Below are 16,619 nucleotides of genomic sequence, written 5' to 3'. Positions count from 1 at the left end.
TCATTGAACCTTAACCAATGCTTGTATCTCTCGCTCAAGATCGCCTTTGAGTCGTTCGCTTTGAAGATCATCCTTCAATCGAGTGACATCCTCCAGCCGTTCCTGACCAATCCCTCGTTGCATCGCTAGTACGAGCGTCTGTAGCATCATCGCTTGGTCGAATCCACTCGCGGCAAGCCACGCATCTTGCATCTCCCATATCTTATCGACGCTCTGCTGCAGCGTCTGATTCGGTAATTCGATGCCGTTCAAAAGGAGATGGACTTCGAGTTGTCCGATGTAATGCTTCGCGTCGTCAATCGCCACAGTGACGAGTTTTTCCCACGCCATCTGCATGCCGTCTGTATCGTTTTCAAAAATCGCGATGAGTCCTTTCGTTAAATCGACTTCGATTCGTCCGACGGCAGTCGTTTCACTAAATGCAAAAAACTGCTCCAGTCGATCAAACTCTTGCCGTGATTGTTCGATTTCCCCTTCTAGATATAAAAACAATCCGAGGAAACGTTGAAACGAAATGACATGATAATAGACATCTTGCTCCCGCATATACTGAACCCCTTCACGCAATAAGGCGATCGCTTCTGTGTAGTGATCATCGAACAAACTTGCTCGGAGCGCACGCAGGATTTGAAGCTTTAAATAGGTTTTCGGTGCAAGTGGAATCTCACGTGGTATATCCATTGCTTCGATCAGCTCATACGCTTCCTTCGTCCGTTTGAGATTGAATAAAAAGTAAACTTTTGCGATTTGGGCAAGTAATTGTTCATCTTGACGACCAAGCTGTTGAAAAACTCGCTCTGCCTTCTCGAAATATGTCAAACCAAGCTCAGGGTCAGACGTTCGGAGGGCATCCCCATATTCCTGAAAGACCTGTCCTTGCCAGTAAGAGTTTGTCTCTGGCACTAAATACGGATGCAGAATTTCTCGAACTTTTTCGTCCGAATGATATGAGGTATCTCGTGAACGGATTGTTTCAAGGAGTTCCCGCATCCGAACATCCCGCGGATCGAGCATCAATTCCTCGACCGTAACTTGTAATCGCCTAGCAATCGCCTGTAGTGCGGGCACTGACGGTGTCGCTTTCCCGTTCTCGACCATACTGAGCATCGACTTCGTGATGATGCCGGTCGCAACGTCCGTTTGCGTCATTTTTTTCTGTTTTCGGATCTGTTTGATACGTTCCCCTAACACACTTGTCACTCCTTTTATCATAAAAGTTAAATTTTATTGAACTTTATCTTTACATTTTTCTTCCACTCCTTTATTCTACACTAAAGTTCAATAAAATTTAACTCTGAAGGAGTGAACAGGATGTCATTTAATTTAAAGCGTGTCTTATTCGGAAAGTTTTGTTCATTATTTGCGGCAAGTCTCTTTACGTTCGTCGCTGGACTGACCGTCTTACGGGAAACATCGTCTGGTTTTCAGTTTGCTCTCGTCCTGCTTGCAGGATCAGTGCCACGGATTTTGCTCTCACCGGTTGCTGGTGTCCTCGCTGATCGTTGGAACCGGAAACGAATCATCGTCATGACCGAAAGCTTAAGTGCACTCGTCTTGTTCGGACTTCTGCTCTATTCGCTACAAGCCCCTCTACATACCGTTCATTACATCGTTGCTAGTGTCCTCTTGACGAGCCTGTCGACGTTCCTATCCGTCACCTTATCAAGCTCGTTACCGCGACTCGTAGAAGAAGATGAGTTACAACGCGGAAACGCGCTTTTCTCGACGATTCAATCGACCTCAACGATCACCGCTCCACTCGTTGCGGGATTGCTTATCGCCACTGTCTCCATCACGCAATTCTTGATCTTACCGTTCCTCTTGTTTGCTTCTGCTGCCTGGTGGAATAGCCGCCTCCGCTTTCTTGCAGTGGATACCCCTCCTCTGGCTACTACCGATACTCCGTCTTTCGTCTCGGAGTTTAAAGAGGGCTACCGTTATCTGTTCCGTCAACCGGTCTTGACGACACTCGTCCTGATGGCGATTTTCCTGAACTTCTTTTTTGTCGCTTTCGAAATCCTGTTACCAATCATTTTGCTCGATCGACTGCAATTCACACCATTTCGGTTTGGACTGGTCGAGTCCGCACTCGGTGCCGGTCTTCTTGTCGCTTCGTTGCTTCTTGCCTTACCTCGCTTTACGGTGAAACGTCCGTTACGCACGATATTCGAGTCGCTCTTTTTAATCGCCTCTTGTTATGCGCTTCCTGCACTTGCCCTACTCGGCTATGTTCCATCTGCTCTACTATTACCTTTTTTCATGATTCTATTGTTCATCGACGGCATGCTCGTCTTACGGATGAACATTCCACTGCAGCTCATCGTTCAAAAACAGACCGATCCGGCTTACCTCGGACGTGTCATCGGTGTGCTGGAATCCATTGCAATGGCGATGATGCCGATCGGTACCCTATTGTTTGGTTTACTCAGTGATCATGTATCTATCATCGTGCTACTTGGAGTCGGTACAGTCGGCTTATTCGGTGCAGCATCATTCGGATTCCTCCGACTTCGTAATGACATCTTATCCGAGAGCATTCCCGTAGCAGACGCAAAAAACACGTCCTCCCTCACTTCGTGAGAAAGGACGTGCGTATCGGTCAGACCGCCGCTTTGACGGCATCCATGATTAATTTCAATGATTGTTGTTTTGCTTCCTTGTCAGCGATCATCGAAGCGATCATTACTTCGTCTGTGCCGTAGGAATCAGCGAGCTCTTGCAATTGTTTTGCAACGGATTCCGGGTTACCAACGATCATCCGCTTCCGGTTTTCAGCGATCCGGAATTGGTCTTGGAACGTATACGGATACGCCGCTGCCTCTTCTGGAGTTGGCGTTCCTGTCGACGAGACCCCTTTTTCAAGTAGGAGTAGTGACAGATCCAGGCTTGAAGCTAACCGTTCTGCTTCTTCCGTCGTTTCAGCACACGTCACGAAGATCGAGACGAGCGTTTGTGGTGTCTCATTGAACGACGTCGCCATGAAGTTATGACGGTAGTAGTCCATCACTTCTTGTCCACCTTGTCCATTGATGAAGTGGGCAAAGGCAAATCCGAATCCGCGTTGCGCAGCGTTCAAGGCACTACCCCCACTTGATCCAAGCAACCAACCTTCTGGTGTCGTATCGACTTCTGGTGTTGCGACGAGTCCCGCGAACCGGTGTCCGGCAGGTGCTCCGTCTTTCAAGTAATCGACGAGATCATCGAGTTGTTCGCCGTAATCGGCTCCACCAAAACGTGGCGACGATCCTTCTTGCAACGCACGTGTCGCAAGCGGCATACCGCCTGGTGCCCGACCGAGTCCAAGGTCGATCCGGTTCGGTGCAAGCCCTTCAAGGACACGGAAGTTCTCCGCGACTTTATAAGCACTGTAATGCGGCAGCATGACACCGCCTGAACCGAGGCGAATCTGTTTCGTCACTGCCGCCATGTAAGCGATCAAGACTTCCGGGCTTGAACCAGCCAATGTTTTAGCGAAGTGGTGTTCGGATACCCACAGGCGATGGTAGCCGAGTTCGTCCGCGATTTTCGCGAGCTCGACCGTTTCGTGTAAGGCATCAGATGGCGATTGTCCTTTAGAGACCGGGGATTGGTCTAAAATACTAAGTTTCATGTATGTCTCTCCTTTTTCTTTCGAATGCGTACCTACACTGTACGCCTCCTCGTTGTACGGTGCAACGAAACTGCTTCTTTCTATCATGGGGACGTTTTCATTTTGAAATTCAGGGAACAATGCCTAAGTGAGCATAAAAATCTAACGAATGAGGTGGAGTTACATGTCAACCCATACTACGAATCAAGAAGCAGTCGAAACGGTCAAGAAACTGATTGATAAAATCGAAACAGCGATGCTGACGACGATTTCAGCAGAAGGACTCGTATCGCGTCCGATGCAGACACAGGATATCGAATTTGATGGCGACCTCTGGTTCCTCACTTCAAAAGAAACAGACAAGTACCAAGAACTACTTAAGAATCCGAGCGTTAACGTCGCGTACGTCGACAAATCATACGTCTCGATTCGTGGGACAGCAGAACTCGTCGAAGACATCGAACGAAAAAAAGAGCTCTGGAGTCCACGCTACGAAGCATACCTTGGAACGACATACGAAGATCCGAAAGTCGTCTTGATCAAGGTCAACACGGAAGCTGCTGAATACTGGGAAACGGGAAACACGACGAAGTCCGTCAAACAAGTCTTGAAGAAAGTCGTCGGCAAAGACGATGAGAACGAAATCAATAAAACAGTCGACTTGTCTTGACGAGTTAAACCCGCGCAGCTTGCGTGGGTTTTTTCGTGTGAAGATAGTCGTTTTTCTCAAAATGATGTAACATAATAAAATGAACTAATATGTAACTTAACTAAAAGGAGTACAATCATGGGAGAATTTTTTACGTTATTACGCCGGGGAAACCGGTCGGCGCTGACGGCAGGCATCGTTAACTCCGTCATCGCCATCATCAAGGCAATTGCCTACGTCCTGACGGGAAATGTCGCAATGTTCGCGGAGATGATGCATACGCTCGGGGACGCTGCTAACCAATTTTTTGTCTTCATCGGTTCTGCCCTCAGTAAAAAGGCACCGACGAAACGTTTCCCGAACGGCTTCGGTCGTCTCGTCAATCTCGTCTTGCTCGGTGCCATCCTCTTCGTCGGTATCATGGCGTACGAGACGATTCATGAAGGGATCGCCCACATCATCGAACCGACAGAATCAACTGGCTTTTGGATTACGTTGTCTGTCTTGTTCGTCGGTGTCGTCTTAGAGAGTGGCGTATTTGTTAAAGCGATGCAAGAGATCGCGCACGATGCGAAGTTAGACTCGAAAGGACCACGCTTGATTCTTGACAGCTTCCGCTCACTCAAACAAGCGAAACCAGCCACACGCCTTGTGTTCCTAGAAGATTTGGTCGCAACGGCTGGTGGCGTCGTCGCGATGCTCGCCGTCATCATCTCGCATGTGACACCGTTCCATCAGGCAGAAGGAATTGCTTCGATCCTCATCGGACTGATGATGTTTTACGTCGTCGGGAATGTCTTCCTGCAAAACGCAGCTGGTGCACTGGGTGAAGCCGATGAGACGATGGCAGCACGTCTCGGCGGACTAATCATGAAGGACCCTGACGTCAAGGACATTAGTAAACTAGAAGTCATTAAGGAAGGCGATCATTTCCACGTCGAAGTCGAGATTGAAGTCGACCCGACGTTGACGATCGCACAAGCGGACGATATCAAGGACCGTCTCGAACTCCAGATTCGCCTGCAACAAGGCATCATCGATGTGACAATCGGCTTTGATGAAGACGATAAGATTCAACAGTATGTCGTTGCTACGGACGAAACATGACACCATTCACGCAAGATGTCCTGACTATCATTCGTTCGATCCCTGCTGGTCGGGTCATGACGTACGGGCAAGTCGCTCGACTCGCCGGCCATCCGCGTAGCGCCCGACAAGTAGCGCGGATTCTTCACAGTATGAGTAAGACGGAACGTCTACCGTGGCACCGCGTGCTCGCTGCTGGCGGAAAACTATCGCTTGAAGGCGATGAACAGCGACTGGCACTTGAAGCAGAAGGGGTCGAGTTCCTGACCGTCCGTCAACTCGATTTATCGCGTTATCAAGTCAAAAGTGAATAAATACAACAAGAGAGGGATGACCGGTTCGCAGACCAGTCATCCCTCTCTTTTTATCGTCATGAATCACGCTTTCGACGTACTCGAAGCTACAGCGATTTGCCGACGCACTTCTGCTTCTAATTGTGGTTCCGGTGGTTGCCAGCCTTCCGGTTTCATGACCTTTTGGTCCGATTCCCGGAAGATTGGTTTTCCGTCCGGTCCAAGCTTCGCCATGTTCGCACGCTGGACGATCTCGAACAATGGAGCCGGATCAAGCCCGATCTCAACGAAGCTTCCCATGATGAAGTAGAGGGCGTCCGTCAAGGCATCCCCTTGTCCGACGAGCCGTTCGACATCTGTTTCGGGTTGTTTCATCTGAAGCGATTTTTCGACCGCTGTATCAAGTCCTGACTTGAAACGTTCGATCGCTTCGAGAAATTCTGCTTCACTCGTCGCCGATTGATGCAGGAACTCAACGACCGCTTCTTCTGCCGTCCAGGTCGAGCGTTTGATTCCACGATTGACCGTCATAGGTGTTGGCGTCGTTGCGCCAGGGTGTGAAAACACACGGTGGAATTCCTTTACGTCTTGATAATAATTTGTCATAACCGATCATCCCCTTTTACCGAATGTCTCCATTCTAACAGGTTCAGAACCGGAGTTCGACTCATTGATGAACGACGTCGAGTAAGGCCATCCCACGCGTGATCAATTCATCTCGCTGCTCAGATGTCGCTTTTAAGCGCTCGAGATCTGCAATCAGACGTGGTTGATCGACTTCATCCGCTAACTCGAGTAATTCAAGACGGAGTAACCAAGCGTCCGGTAACTGGACGAGTGTCTGATCGATCAGTTGCGGTAACTGTTCTCGTCCGGCACGACCTTCGCGAATCTCGCGGACGACTTCGAAGATCGGATCAGCCGCTGTCAACGGACGTTCGATTCGTTCGAACTCGACCGTTTCCGGAATCGGCTTCAGTGCTTCAACTTCCGTTCCCGGGAATGCTGACGTGATGTCACCGACGATCAATTCCATCCGGTCCATCGTCATCATTTTCCCGTCGTTTGCAAGCGTCGCTGCTTCTAAGACGACGAGCGCCCGATTTCCATTGACGTTTTGAATCGCTGTGATGTCCCCTGTGACGCGAACATTTCCTTCCGCCCAGTCGAGACGTTCACCGACTTTGACTTGCATCAATACTTCGTTCAATTCCTTGCCGTGAAGGAGTGTAAAGCCTTCCGGATGATCTGCAAGTCCTTGACCTGTCAACACTTCGCCGTTCGCAGCAAGCGCTGTCGGACCTGTTAGTTTGACGAGATGAAGCGAATCGTGAATCTCTTGCGTTTCAGGAACACCGACGAGCGAGAGACCACTGTCGAAGACGAGCGTTGACAGGTTACCCGATTCGACCGCTTTTGTTAGTCCGTGGATGCCACCGCGGATGTAAGACATCGACTGTGCGAATTCTTCAAGTGCATCGCGGAGTTGTTCGAACGATTCACAAACGAAGAGTTCTTTTTGCATGCTCGTCACGTCATGTTTCGTTGCAAGTGCTTTTTCAAGTGAGAATGGATGTTTGACGACCGCGTCCGTTAAGCAGTGGCGACTTTCACCGACGGATGATAAAAGACCTGCCCCGTAGATTTGTGGGTTGTCGATATTACCAATCAGACCGAATTCAACCGTCCACCAGAACAGACGTGAGATTTCGTTCGCTTCCGAAATTCCTTTGACGTGTGTCCGTGTCTCCGCGAGTTCGACTTCAGCTTGCTCGATGTCGGCTGGCGTCGAGAACGGGCTCTCTTTGACAATCGTCAATTTCTTTAGTGCCTTGAACACGTCATGCTCGGCTTTATGATTAAAGGCATGTGCCCCGATCTCACCGAAGCGTCGAACGAATTCCGCGTAGACCGGATTCATCAAGATTGGCGCGTGCCCCGCTGCTTCATGCAAAATATCTGGCGCCGGTGTGTAGAGAATGTTATCGACCTTCCGAATGTCGGTCGCGATCGGCAAGAGTCCGTGCCCTTGGAAATCGAAGAAGGCGACGCCAGGAATGAGACCATCAACAGCGACTGTTCCCCAGCCTCCACGGCTTAGGTTCGCTGTCATTTCACGCACGTCCGGAATCCGTTCCGGGCTGATGCCCGATGCAGCAAGCCCTTCGAGGTATGCCGGATGTGCTGTATCTTGTAACGTATTTAAATTCAGTCGCATGACGTATCTCCAAACGGCATGATCCGTTGGCGTGTAGTCTTCGTAGTGCTGTGGTGCGACGTGTGGACGTAAATGACTTGGAATGATTGGTGTAGACATATGAGTTCCCCCTTGAATGAATGTGAGATAACAAAAAAGCCCCTGCCGAACATATTGTTCGACAGGGGCGACGAAAGCCGCGGTACCACCCTGATTACCCAGTCATCGACTGAGTCACTTATGATTGGGATAACGGTGTGCTCCGCTCGCTTACGCAAGAAGCTCAGAAACTGTAATTCAACACCATCTGTGTACACGTTCGCAGCGCCACGTGCTCTCTGAAACAGGGAGATGGTCTTTACTTCGGTTTCATCATCGCTTAATCTTTCGTTCTGTTATGCTGTTATACTGTTATGCTTTTAGCAAGTAAAGTATCGTTAAGGAGGACTATACGCTTACTTTTTACTTTCGTCAATGGCTTTTTTACGTTTAAATCGATTAAATGTTTTATCACGGACTGATTTTTGTTCGATCGTCAGTGATGTGATATGACGACGAAGCGCACCATTGAGCCGTTTTTCGAATGCTTCAAGCTCTTGGATCCACTCATTCATCGAAACGACGATCGGTAAGATTTCCATGATGACTTCTTCCTCGAGTTCATCGCGGTCAAGGAAAGAGTGCTTAACGAAGGCGATGTTCTCTTTGACGAGATCCTCCATTGCGAGTGGTTCTTCCGTCAACAAGAGATCATATGTCAGCAAGACCTTCTCTTGTCGCTGGGCGATATGCATCAAGTGATAAAACAATTCACTCCGAAGATCGTCCGCAATCGAGTCAAGGGCCTTCTCTCGCTCTTTGAAGCGCTCTGCCGTCGCGACACCACGTTCGAGGCACGATTGCATATGTTTGAGAATCAAGAGGTTCCGTAAGAGCGAGGCGTGCTTCTGACGCGTTCCTCGAATCTCTTCCTTGTGTAGGTTGAACAAGTTTTGTGTCTCAAGGAGCGAATTTGACATTTTATCGATTGCCGCCCGATATGGGGCGACCTTGCCTTCGAAGGCAATCGCTCGCGTGACGACGAGCAGCTTTTCGAAGAGTTTCGTCGCTTTTTGATAGTAGACATTGCCATAGCGCGGCGGGAAGATCAGCGCATTGATGCCAAGCGCACAGCCGATCCCGAGCATGACGAGCAAGTAACGGATCAGGACGACTTGCCAAAGTGGCTCGGTCGCTGTCGCCACACTTTCGAGAATGACGATGATCATCAAAACGACGTGTGGAATCGTCCGCCCGAAACCAAAGGCTAGCAAAATCGAGATTGCTGCCATGATGACGATTCCGATCGCGAGCGGATTGGCTGGATTATCCCCTAAAATCCAAAGTGCGAGTAACGTCAAAAAGGCACCAATCAAGTTGGCCTCTGCTTCCTCGAGAAATTGTTTCCATGTCTGATAGACCGAAGGCAGGAGTGTCGTCGCTGCCGAGATTGCAGGCAGGATCGGGCTGAGGTTGAACAGATTACTGATCAACAGCGCCAAGATGACCGCAAGACCTGTCTTGATGGTCCGTGGTCCGATTTGTAAGGATTGTCCACCCATGTCCATCCCTCCTTCTTATTCAGTATGCCCTCTATTCTTCACCGTTAGCCGTCAAAATTCAACAAAAAATCCCCTCCGCTTGAAAACGGAGAGGATTTAGATGAATTATGATGCTTTCGTACCTGTTCCTTCTGTCATTTCCGCTTTCGCGACCGATTGGTCAACAAGTGGTTTTTTGAGGAAGGATAGGATTGCCGCACCGACGAGTGAACCGATGAGGATCGCACCCGCGTAACCGACGATTGCCATGACCGTACCTGATGGACCATCAAGTAACGGGAAGACGAAGATACCGCCGTGTGGTGCTGGGAGCAAGACGCCGAAGACGATCGTCAATGCACCAGCGATAGCTGAACCGATGACGCTTGAAGGAATGACGCGGAGTGGATCGGCTGCTGCAAATGGAATCGCACCTTCTGTGACGAACGATGCACCCATTGCGTAAGCAGCGATACCTGCTTCACGTTCTTGCGGTGTGAATTTCTTACGTGCGAATAATGTTGATGAGAAAGCCACGATGAGTGGTGGAACCATCCCACCTGCCATGACGGCTGCCATGACTTCCGTGTTACCTGCTGTAAGAGCAGCTGTACCGAAAACATATGCTGTTTTGTTGATTGGACCACCCATGTCGATTGCCATCATACCTGCGACGAGCATACCGAGGAGGATTGCGTTCCCACCGCTGAGCCCGTTCAACGAATCCGTGAGCCATGTCATGAACTTCGCGATCGGCTCATTGATGACGAGCAACATGATCATCCCTGTGATGAATGAACCAAACAATGGATAGAGTAAGACTGGTTTGATTCCTTCAAGTGCTGCTGGGAGACCTTTGAGGACTTTAACGAGCAAGAGCACGACGTAACCAGCAAGGAAACCGGCAATCAATCCACCGAGGAAACCAGCATTACCGTTGCTTGCAAGGAAACCAGCAATCAGACCAGGAGCAAGACCTGGTTTATCAGCGATCGACATCGCGATGAATCCGGCGAGGATCGGAATCAAGAGACCGAATGCAGCTTTCCCGATCGACATTAACTGAGCAGCGAACTCGTTGTATGACGGATCATCCGGGTTCGCAGAGTTGATTCCCCAGAAGAAGCTGATCGCAATCAAGAGACCACCAGCGACGACGAGTGGCAACATTGCGGATACCCCACTCATTAAGTGTTTGTAGAATCCACCACGCGCTGGTTTTGAACTTTCGCTTGAACCGCTCGCTTTGTATACAGGTGCGTCTTGTTTGACGGCACGGTTAATTAATTCTTGTGGTTTACGAATTCCTTGTGCGACCGGTACTTCAACGACGTGTTTCCCGTTGAAACGATCCATCTCAACCGCTTTATCCGCAGCGACGATGATCGCTGTCGCATCGTTGATGTCTTGTTGTGTCAAACCGTTCTTGACGCCTGTCGATCCGTTCGTCTCGACTTTGATGCGGACACCCATCTCTTCTGCTTTTTGGCGAAGGGCATCAGCCGCCATATACGTGTGTGCAATCCCTGTCGGACAAGCTGTGACAGCGAGGATATACGGTGCGTCTTGGTCAACGTTGTCGCTTGAGACGTCAACTGGACCTTCTTCTTCACGTTCCTTCGCTTCGATTGCTGCGATGACTTCGTCTTTCGTTTTAGCCGCAAGGATCGTATCGCGGAAGTTCATATCCATCAGATAAACCGATAGTTTCGAAAGTGTTTCAAGGTGCGCATTATCTGCGTTCTCACCCGCTGCGATCATGAAGAACAACCGACTTGGTTGACCATCGAGTGCTTCGTAGTCAACACCTGCCGAACGACCGAAAGCGATCGCTGGTGTTTTGACTGCTGCTGTTTTTGCGTGTGGAATGGCAATGCCTTCCCCTAAACCTGTCGTACTTTGCGCTTCCCGTGCGAGAATCGCTTCTTTATATGCCGAGCGATCGTTCAGTTTTCCTGCCCGATCGAGGACGTTGACGAGTTCATCGATGACAGCGGCTTTAGATGACGCTTGTAAATCGAGCTGAATCGTATCACGTGTCAAGAGATCAGTAATTTTCATGAGTAGTCACACTCCTTTTAGGATTGAATGAGTTCAACGACGTTGACGTCTTTGATGAGACGATCGATATCTTCCTTCGTACAAAGACCAAAGGAATAAGCAGACGCGCTACCAGTCGTCACCGCATAGCGGAACGCTTCTTCTGGTGATTTACCGAGCGCGTGGCTGGCGACGAATCCAGCGACGAGTGAATCTCCAGCACCGACGGAATTGACGAGCTTCCCTGCCGGTGTGTTTGCCGTATAGGCACCTTCACGATTGACAAGCAGTGCTCCGTCTCCTGCAAATGAGATGACGACGTTCTCGGCACCTCGCTCGACGAGCTGTTGGGCGTATGGAACGGCCATCTCCTTCGACGTAATCTCGACGTCGAAGATTTCACCGAGTTCATGGTGATTCGGCTTGATTAAAAATGGACCGAGCGGTAAGACTTCAAGCATCGCTTCCTTCGTCGTATCGACAGCGAAGCGGACGTTCCGTTCATTCAGGATCGTCGCGATATGACGATAGAGATCATGCGGCAGACTGCTTGGGATACTACCTGCGAAGACGACGATGTCACCGGCTTCCATCGTCTTGAATCGGGATAATAAATGCTCCAGCTCTTCCGGTTGAATCTTCGGTCCCGCTGCATTCAGCTCAGATTCTTGATCGGCGCGAATCTTTACGTTGATTCGCGTCTCATCTTGAATCGGTGTGAAGTCCGTCAACACGCCTCGTTTCTCGAGTTCCGTCCGAATGAATTGTCCGGTACTTCCTCCAAGGAATCCGAGTGCTTGTGTTTCCACCTCATAGTTTTTTAGGACGAGAGAGACGTTGATCCCTTTCCCTCCGGCCACTTTTTCCGCCTGTTCGACACGATTGACTTGTCCTGCCTCAAATACCGGTAACGTGACATAATAGTCGATGGATGGGTTGAGTGTCAGTGTATAAATCATTTCGCGTTCACCACCTCTGTGTATTGACTGTATTTCGCTTCTTGCTCACTGGATGTCGTCGTGATGATCGTCGCCGCTTGCAAGGACGCCACACGACTGAAACTGATCGCATCCAGCTTCGTCTCATCGACGAGTACATACGATTGTTTTGCTAATTCGATCGCTGTCTTCTTTACGAGTGCCTCTTCCGGATCTGGTGTCGTGAAGCCTTGTGCCGGATGAACACCGTTCATCCCAAGGAACGCGACATCAAAATGGTAAATCAACATTCCTTCACGTGCGTTGTAACCGACGAGTGCTTGCGTTGAATGCTTGAGTTGCCCTCCGACGACGAACGTCGGGATACGGTGATAGAGTAACGTGTTCGCTAGAGGAAGACTGTTCGTTACGACCGTAATCGCCTTCTCTTCGAGATACGGAACGATGGCAAGCGTCGTCGTTCCGGCATCGAGATAGACATACATCCCGTCTTCGATCAGATCGGCAGCCGCTCGCGCGATCCGTTCCTTCTCTTCGACGTGTTGGTCACTCTTCTCGAAATAACTCGGTTCTTCAATTTGCAAATGGTTCGCTGTCGCGCCCCCGTGCACCCGACGCAGATGACCTGCTGTCTCGAGTTGTGATAAATCCCGACGAATCGTGGATTCACTCGCACCGGTTTGTTCGACGATCTTTTGCATCTTGACGACTTCTTCTCGGGCTAAAAGCTCAAGGATGAGTTGATGGCGTTTTTTGGTTAACATAAGGTTTCCCTCCGCATCTTTAATATAAAGCGTTTACATCTAAAAATCAATCAAAAACGTTCAAAATTTATATAAATTCTTTATAAAACGTTCAAAATACGACTTTTTTCGACATGAAACCGTTCTTATAGTTTCATTATACATCAAAAACGGTCATTTTATGACTGTTTTATTGGTTAGAATCAATCATTTTTTAAATTTTTGATGATTTTCACAAAATAAAAAACCACTTTCCAAAGCAACTTGGAAAGTGGTGAATGAAAATCGGTCATTTCAGTCATCTTCGTTCACTGGACTTCATTTTGCAAGCGACCGATTCCTTCAATCGATACTTCGACGACATCCCCTGTCTGAAGGTAGACCGGTGGTTTCATGCCGTGACCCACACCAGCCGGAGTGCCTGTCGCAATGATGTCCCCTGCTTCAAGTGTCATCCCGTGTGACACTTCAACTAAAATCGTTACGACATCACGCAACATCAAGGCCGTTGATCCCGATTGACGGAGTTCCCCGTTCACACGCGTCTCGACAAGGACGTCACGCGGATCAAAGCTGTCCGCTGAGACGATGACCGGTCCGAACGGACAGAACCCATCGAGTGATTTGCCACGGAAGAACTGGACGTGTTCTTTTTGTAAGTCCCGCGCTGTCACATCATTGACGATACTGTAGCCAAACACGTGATCAAGTGCATTCTCAGGTGTCAGATCACGCCCCGTCGTGCCGATGATGATGGCGAGTTCACCTTCATAATCCAGTTGCTGTGTCAAATCCGCATGCCGCTCAATCGATTCGAACGGACCAACGATCGATGTCGGTGCTTTCGTGAACAAGACGAATTTCCCCGCTCCCGCCGTATCCATCTCCTTGATATGATCGGCGTAGTTCTTGCCGACACAGATGACGTTTCGTGCCGGAATATACGGTGCCAGTTTTCGAACATCCCCTTTAAGTAGTGGCGCGATATCTAAATCAAGATCAACTTCGAACTCACGTGAAATCACTTCAAACAATGAATCCGTATAGACTTGTGCCGTCACATCATATGTAGAGCCATCCCGTTCAACCCCGATACCTACTTTTCCTTCTTGCTCAAATCGAAACCATTTCATCCTAAATGCCCCCTTTTGTTTCTAGTATAGCGAAACTGAAAGCACGTCGCACTTATCCTCTCCAGCACATGTTCAATCCTCAAATCGTTTTGCTATTATTTTTAGTGATAAAACATAATTCATACATGGTATTCAGTCATTCTTTGACTTTTAGTTCGTTTCAACAGTTGAAGATCATATAGATATCTTATAAATCATATCGGACGAGTAGTAGGTTTGAATGTTAAAACATCATACTCATTTATTCCTGTGATAAGAAGTTAAATTTTTCTATAGGAATATGATGAATATTTATAGGACACTTGTATTTTTCTAATACATTTTGGAGTAAAGGAAAAATGTCATCCAAATTATTTTTATGTTTGAAATTACCAATAACTTCAATATCCAAATTCCATCGACACTCTTCTTTATCCTCTAAAAAACCACCTGCCACGGTACATAATTCATCATACGTTTCTTGAGTAACTTCCTCAGGTGAAATAATGATTGCTTTTATAAAATTATCATATCCAAAGTCGTCTTCCGAGATTCCATCAATATTTTTTAAATAAGGAAAATCGTCAATAGTGCTAGGACGTTGATAGTCAATGAGTATTAGGCAATACATAGGTGGTGTTAAATAACCATCTCTCAAAAAATATGCTTCGACTGTCCTTAAATTGAGTATTCTATTCAAATGGTAATTTTTCATTTAGTGAACCTCGTTTACTTATTAAAGTGAGTTGAATTAAAGTTTTTAACGTTAGTTCATAATAACTTTCTTTTTTAATAGCTTACACCTTATCACATCATACAATTATTGGATACATAGTGCGTATATGACTCGTCGAGACAATAGAAAGAGGTGGCATTCCCAATGTACCTAGGAATGCCACCCCTTTTATAAAATTCGTTACGCAATCCGCTGAGCTAGTCGATCGACAAGAGCCTGCGACTCTTCATTCAATCCAACGAGTTCGACTTTTTTTCCAAGTCGTTCGTATTTCAAGACGATGTTTTCGATTGCTTCGATAGCGGAATCATCAAACAAGTGACACGCTGAGAAATCAAGTGTGATGACGGATGATGGATCAGTTTCGAGCTGAAACTGTTCTGCAAATGCTGTCGTCGATGCGAAGAACAACGGTCCACGAATCGTATAACGGACTCGATCTGTTTGCTCCTTGCGCTCGACTTGAATACGAGAAATTTTTGACGCAAATAATAACGCAGCAAGCAAGATTCCGACAAGAACACCCATTGATAAATCGTTCGTCAATACGGTGACGAGAACGGTTGCGAGCATGACAGCAGAATCACTCTTCGGTGACGTCTTGAGCATCTTGAATGATCCCCAGTCAAACGTCGCATACGAGACGAAGAACATGACGCCGACGAGTGCTCCCATCGGAATCGTCATCAATAGATCATTCATCGTAAACATCAACAGCATTAAAAACACACCTGCTGTCAACGTCGACAAGCGACCACGCCCACCCGACGTGACATTGATGACCGATTGACCGATCATTGCACAGCCCGGCATGCCACCGAACATACCTGCGATGATGTTCGCAATTCCTTGTCCGCGTGATTCCATCGCTTTGTTCGACGTCGTATCCGTCATCTCATCGACGATTCGTGCTGTCAGCAACGATTCGATCAACCCAACGAATGCAAGTGACAAAGCATACGGGAAGATGATTTGGAGCGTCTCAAGCGAGAACGGAACATCCGGCAGGAAGAAGCTTGGTAACGCCGCTTCGATTTGCCCCATGTCCCCGATGACTCGTGTATCAAGTGAGAAGACGACCGTCAACACTGTCATGATCGTGATCGCAACGAGTGGTGCCGGGATCGCTTTCGTCACGCGTGGGAATAACAAGATGATGGCGAGTGATGCGGCGACCATTGCGTACATGATCCAGTTCTGTCCTTCGAACTGCGGCAGTTGTGCCGAGAAAATCAAAATCGCTAAAGCATTGACGAATCCGACCATGACGGATCGAGGAATGAACCGTAATAACTTAGCAATTCCTAAAAATCCGAACGCGATTTGTAGAATTCCGGCAAGGATACCGGCAGCTAGTAAATAATCGACACCATGGTCCTTGACGAGCTGGACGACGACGAGTGCCATCGCACCGGTCGCAGCTGAAATCATTCCGGGACGACCGCCGGCAATCGAGATGACGATCGCAATGATGACGGAAGCGTATAAACCGACCATCGGATTAACGCCAGCAATCAGCGAAAACGCGATTGCTTCCGGAACGAGTGCCAAGGCAACGACGATTCCGGACAGCAAATCCGCTTTTGGTTGCAGGAACCACTCTTTTTTCCATTGAGTAAACATATGATGATGAGACCCCTTTTCTAACATGAATGG

At 48.4% G+C, this 16,619-nt stretch carries 15 protein-coding genes and 1 other annotated feature; of the genes, 4 read left to right on the top strand and 11 right to left on the bottom strand.

Going from position 1 to position 16,619, the window contains the following annotated elements; translation table 11 throughout:
- Positions 1 to 1,191, bottom strand: a complete 1,191-nt coding sequence (locus tag EXW93_RS05350; protein WP_174316088.1) for a helix-turn-helix domain-containing protein — start codon at positions 1,189 to 1,191, stop codon at positions 1 to 3.
- Positions 1,192 to 1,311: 120 nt separating this feature from the next.
- On the opposite strand from EXW93_RS05350, the gene EXW93_RS05345 reads away from it, so the two are divergent.
- Positions 1,312 to 2,580 carry an MFS transporter gene (locus EXW93_RS05345; RefSeq protein WP_174316087.1) on the top strand — a complete coding sequence of 423 codons (1,269 nt, stop codon included), beginning with the start codon at positions 1,312 to 1,314 and terminating at the stop codon, positions 2,578 to 2,580.
- Between the two features lie 19 nt (positions 2,581 to 2,599).
- Here the strand turns inward: EXW93_RS05345 and EXW93_RS05340 are convergent, their stop codons facing one another.
- The gene (locus EXW93_RS05340) at positions 2,600 to 3,610 is read right to left on the bottom strand and encodes an LLM class flavin-dependent oxidoreductase (RefSeq protein ID WP_035398148.1); all 1,011 of its coding nucleotides are present in this window, start codon (positions 3,608 to 3,610) and stop codon (positions 2,600 to 2,602) included.
- 163 nt (positions 3,611 to 3,773) lie between these two features.
- Between EXW93_RS05340 and EXW93_RS05335 the strand changes: the two genes are divergently transcribed.
- From EXW93_RS05335 to EXW93_RS05325, 3 genes are all read left to right on the top strand, one after another.
- Positions 3,774 to 4,259, top strand: a complete 486-nt coding sequence (locus EXW93_RS05335) for a pyridoxamine 5'-phosphate oxidase family protein (protein WP_023467736.1) — start codon at positions 3,774 to 3,776, stop codon at positions 4,257 to 4,259.
- 117 nt (positions 4,260 to 4,376) lie between these two features.
- Entirely contained in the window at positions 4,377 to 5,345 is a 969-nt protein-coding gene (locus EXW93_RS05330) for a cation diffusion facilitator family transporter (RefSeq protein ID WP_035398151.1), read from the top strand.
- Entirely contained in the window at positions 5,342 to 5,638 is a 297-nt protein-coding gene (locus EXW93_RS05325; RefSeq protein WP_035398153.1) for an MGMT family protein, read from the top strand. Before EXW93_RS05330 ends, EXW93_RS05325 begins: the two co-directional genes overlap by 4 nt.
- A gap of 63 nt (positions 5,639 to 5,701) precedes the next feature.
- On the opposite strand, the gene EXW93_RS05320 is transcribed toward EXW93_RS05325, so the two are convergent.
- The 9 genes from EXW93_RS05320 to EXW93_RS05280 all read right to left on the bottom strand — a co-directional run bounded on the left by EXW93_RS05320 (position 5,702) and on the right by EXW93_RS05280 (position 16,586).
- Positions 5,702 to 6,223: a pyrophosphohydrolase domain-containing protein gene (locus EXW93_RS05320; RefSeq protein WP_035398156.1), complete on the bottom strand. Its 522-nt coding sequence runs from the start codon at positions 6,221 to 6,223 to the stop codon at positions 5,702 to 5,704.
- 61 nt (positions 6,224 to 6,284) lie between these two features.
- Positions 6,285 to 7,934: an aromatic amino acid hydroxylase gene (locus EXW93_RS05315; protein WP_075642066.1), complete on the bottom strand. Its 1,650-nt coding sequence runs from the start codon at positions 7,932 to 7,934 to the stop codon at positions 6,285 to 6,287.
- Positions 7,935 to 7,994: 60 nt separating this feature from the next.
- Positions 7,995 to 8,199: a binding site (T-box leader), on the bottom strand.
- Positions 8,200 to 8,269: 70 nt separating this feature from the next.
- Positions 8,270 to 9,415 carry an FUSC family protein gene (locus EXW93_RS05310; protein ID WP_075642065.1) on the bottom strand — a complete coding sequence of 382 codons (1,146 nt, stop codon included), beginning with the start codon at positions 9,413 to 9,415 and terminating at the stop codon, positions 8,270 to 8,272.
- Between the two features lie 105 nt (positions 9,416 to 9,520).
- Entirely contained in the window at positions 9,521 to 11,455 is a 1,935-nt protein-coding gene (locus EXW93_RS05305; protein WP_023467730.1) for a PTS fructose transporter subunit IIABC, read from the bottom strand.
- Between the two features lie 17 nt (positions 11,456 to 11,472).
- Positions 11,473 to 12,393 (bottom strand): 1-phosphofructokinase, encoded by a 921-nt coding sequence (pfkB, locus tag EXW93_RS05300; RefSeq protein WP_023467729.1) that lies wholly within the window; start codon positions 12,391 to 12,393, stop codon positions 11,473 to 11,475.
- The gene (locus tag EXW93_RS05295) at positions 12,390 to 13,136 is read right to left on the bottom strand and encodes a DeoR/GlpR family DNA-binding transcription regulator (protein WP_023467728.1); all 747 of its coding nucleotides are present in this window, start codon (positions 13,134 to 13,136) and stop codon (positions 12,390 to 12,392) included. Before EXW93_RS05295 ends, pfkB begins: the two co-directional genes overlap by 4 nt.
- 287 nt (positions 13,137 to 13,423) lie before the next feature.
- Positions 13,424 to 14,248, bottom strand: a complete 825-nt coding sequence (locus EXW93_RS05290; protein ID WP_174316086.1) for a fumarylacetoacetate hydrolase family protein — start codon at positions 14,246 to 14,248, stop codon at positions 13,424 to 13,426.
- Positions 14,249 to 14,489: 241 nt separating this feature from the next.
- A complete protein-coding gene (locus EXW93_RS05285) occupies positions 14,490 to 14,942 on the bottom strand; it encodes a hypothetical protein (RefSeq protein WP_023467726.1) in 453 nt (150 codons plus the stop codon).
- A gap of 201 nt (positions 14,943 to 15,143) precedes the next feature.
- Complete coding sequence (locus tag EXW93_RS05280; RefSeq protein ID WP_174316085.1) at positions 15,144 to 16,586, bottom strand: SulP family inorganic anion transporter; 1,443 nt, start codon at positions 16,584 to 16,586, stop codon at positions 15,144 to 15,146.
- Between the last annotated feature and the right edge of the window lie 33 nt (positions 16,587 to 16,619).

Source organism: Exiguobacterium sp. JMULE1 (assembly GCF_013337175.1).
Lineage (GTDB): Bacteria > Bacillota > Bacilli > Exiguobacteriales > Exiguobacteriaceae > Exiguobacterium_A > Exiguobacterium_A indicum.
Note: the sequence above shows the minus strand (reverse complement) of the source record. Positions and strands in the feature narration are given on the sequence as shown.

Bases quoted from the DNA above. Each gene is read 5' to 3' on its own strand.
- EXW93_RS05345 (WP_174316087.1), top strand. From the start codon at position 1,312: ATGTCATTTAATTTAAAGCGTGTCTTATTCGGAAAGTTTTGTTCATTA.
- EXW93_RS05340 (WP_035398148.1), bottom strand. From the start codon at position 3,610: ATGAAACTTAGTATTTTAGACCAATCCCCGGTCTCTAAAGGACAATCG.
- EXW93_RS05335 (WP_023467736.1), top strand. From the start codon at position 3,774: ATGTCAACCCATACTACGAATCAAGAAGCAGTCGAAACGGTCAAGAAA.
- EXW93_RS05330 (WP_035398151.1), top strand. From the start codon at position 4,377: ATGGGAGAATTTTTTACGTTATTACGCCGGGGAAACCGGTCGGCGCTG.
- EXW93_RS05325 (WP_035398153.1), top strand. From the start codon at position 5,342: ATGACACCATTCACGCAAGATGTCCTGACTATCATTCGTTCGATCCCT.
- EXW93_RS05320 (WP_035398156.1), bottom strand. From the start codon at position 6,223: ATGACAAATTATTATCAAGACGTAAAGGAATTCCACCGTGTGTTTTCA.
- EXW93_RS05315 (WP_075642066.1), bottom strand. From the start codon at position 7,934: ATGTCTACACCAATCATTCCAAGTCATTTACGTCCACACGTCGCACCA.
- EXW93_RS05310 (WP_075642065.1), bottom strand. From the start codon at position 9,415: ATGGGTGGACAATCCTTACAAATCGGACCACGGACCATCAAGACAGGT.
- EXW93_RS05305 (WP_023467730.1), bottom strand. From the start codon at position 11,455: ATGAAAATTACTGATCTCTTGACACGTGATACGATTCAGCTCGATTTA.
- pfkB (WP_023467729.1), bottom strand. From the start codon at position 12,393: ATGATTTATACACTGACACTCAACCCATCCATCGACTATTATGTCACG.
- EXW93_RS05295 (WP_023467728.1), bottom strand. From the start codon at position 13,136: ATGTTAACCAAAAAACGCCATCAACTCATCCTTGAGCTTTTAGCCCGA.
- EXW93_RS05290 (WP_174316086.1), bottom strand. From the start codon at position 14,248: ATGAAATGGTTTCGATTTGAGCAAGAAGGAAAAGTAGGTATCGGGGTT.
- EXW93_RS05285 (WP_023467726.1), bottom strand. From the start codon at position 14,942: ATGAAAAATTACCATTTGAATAGAATACTCAATTTAAGGACAGTCGAA.
- EXW93_RS05280 (WP_174316085.1), bottom strand. From the start codon at position 16,586: ATGTTTACTCAATGGAAAAAAGAGTGGTTCCTGCAACCAAAAGCGGAT.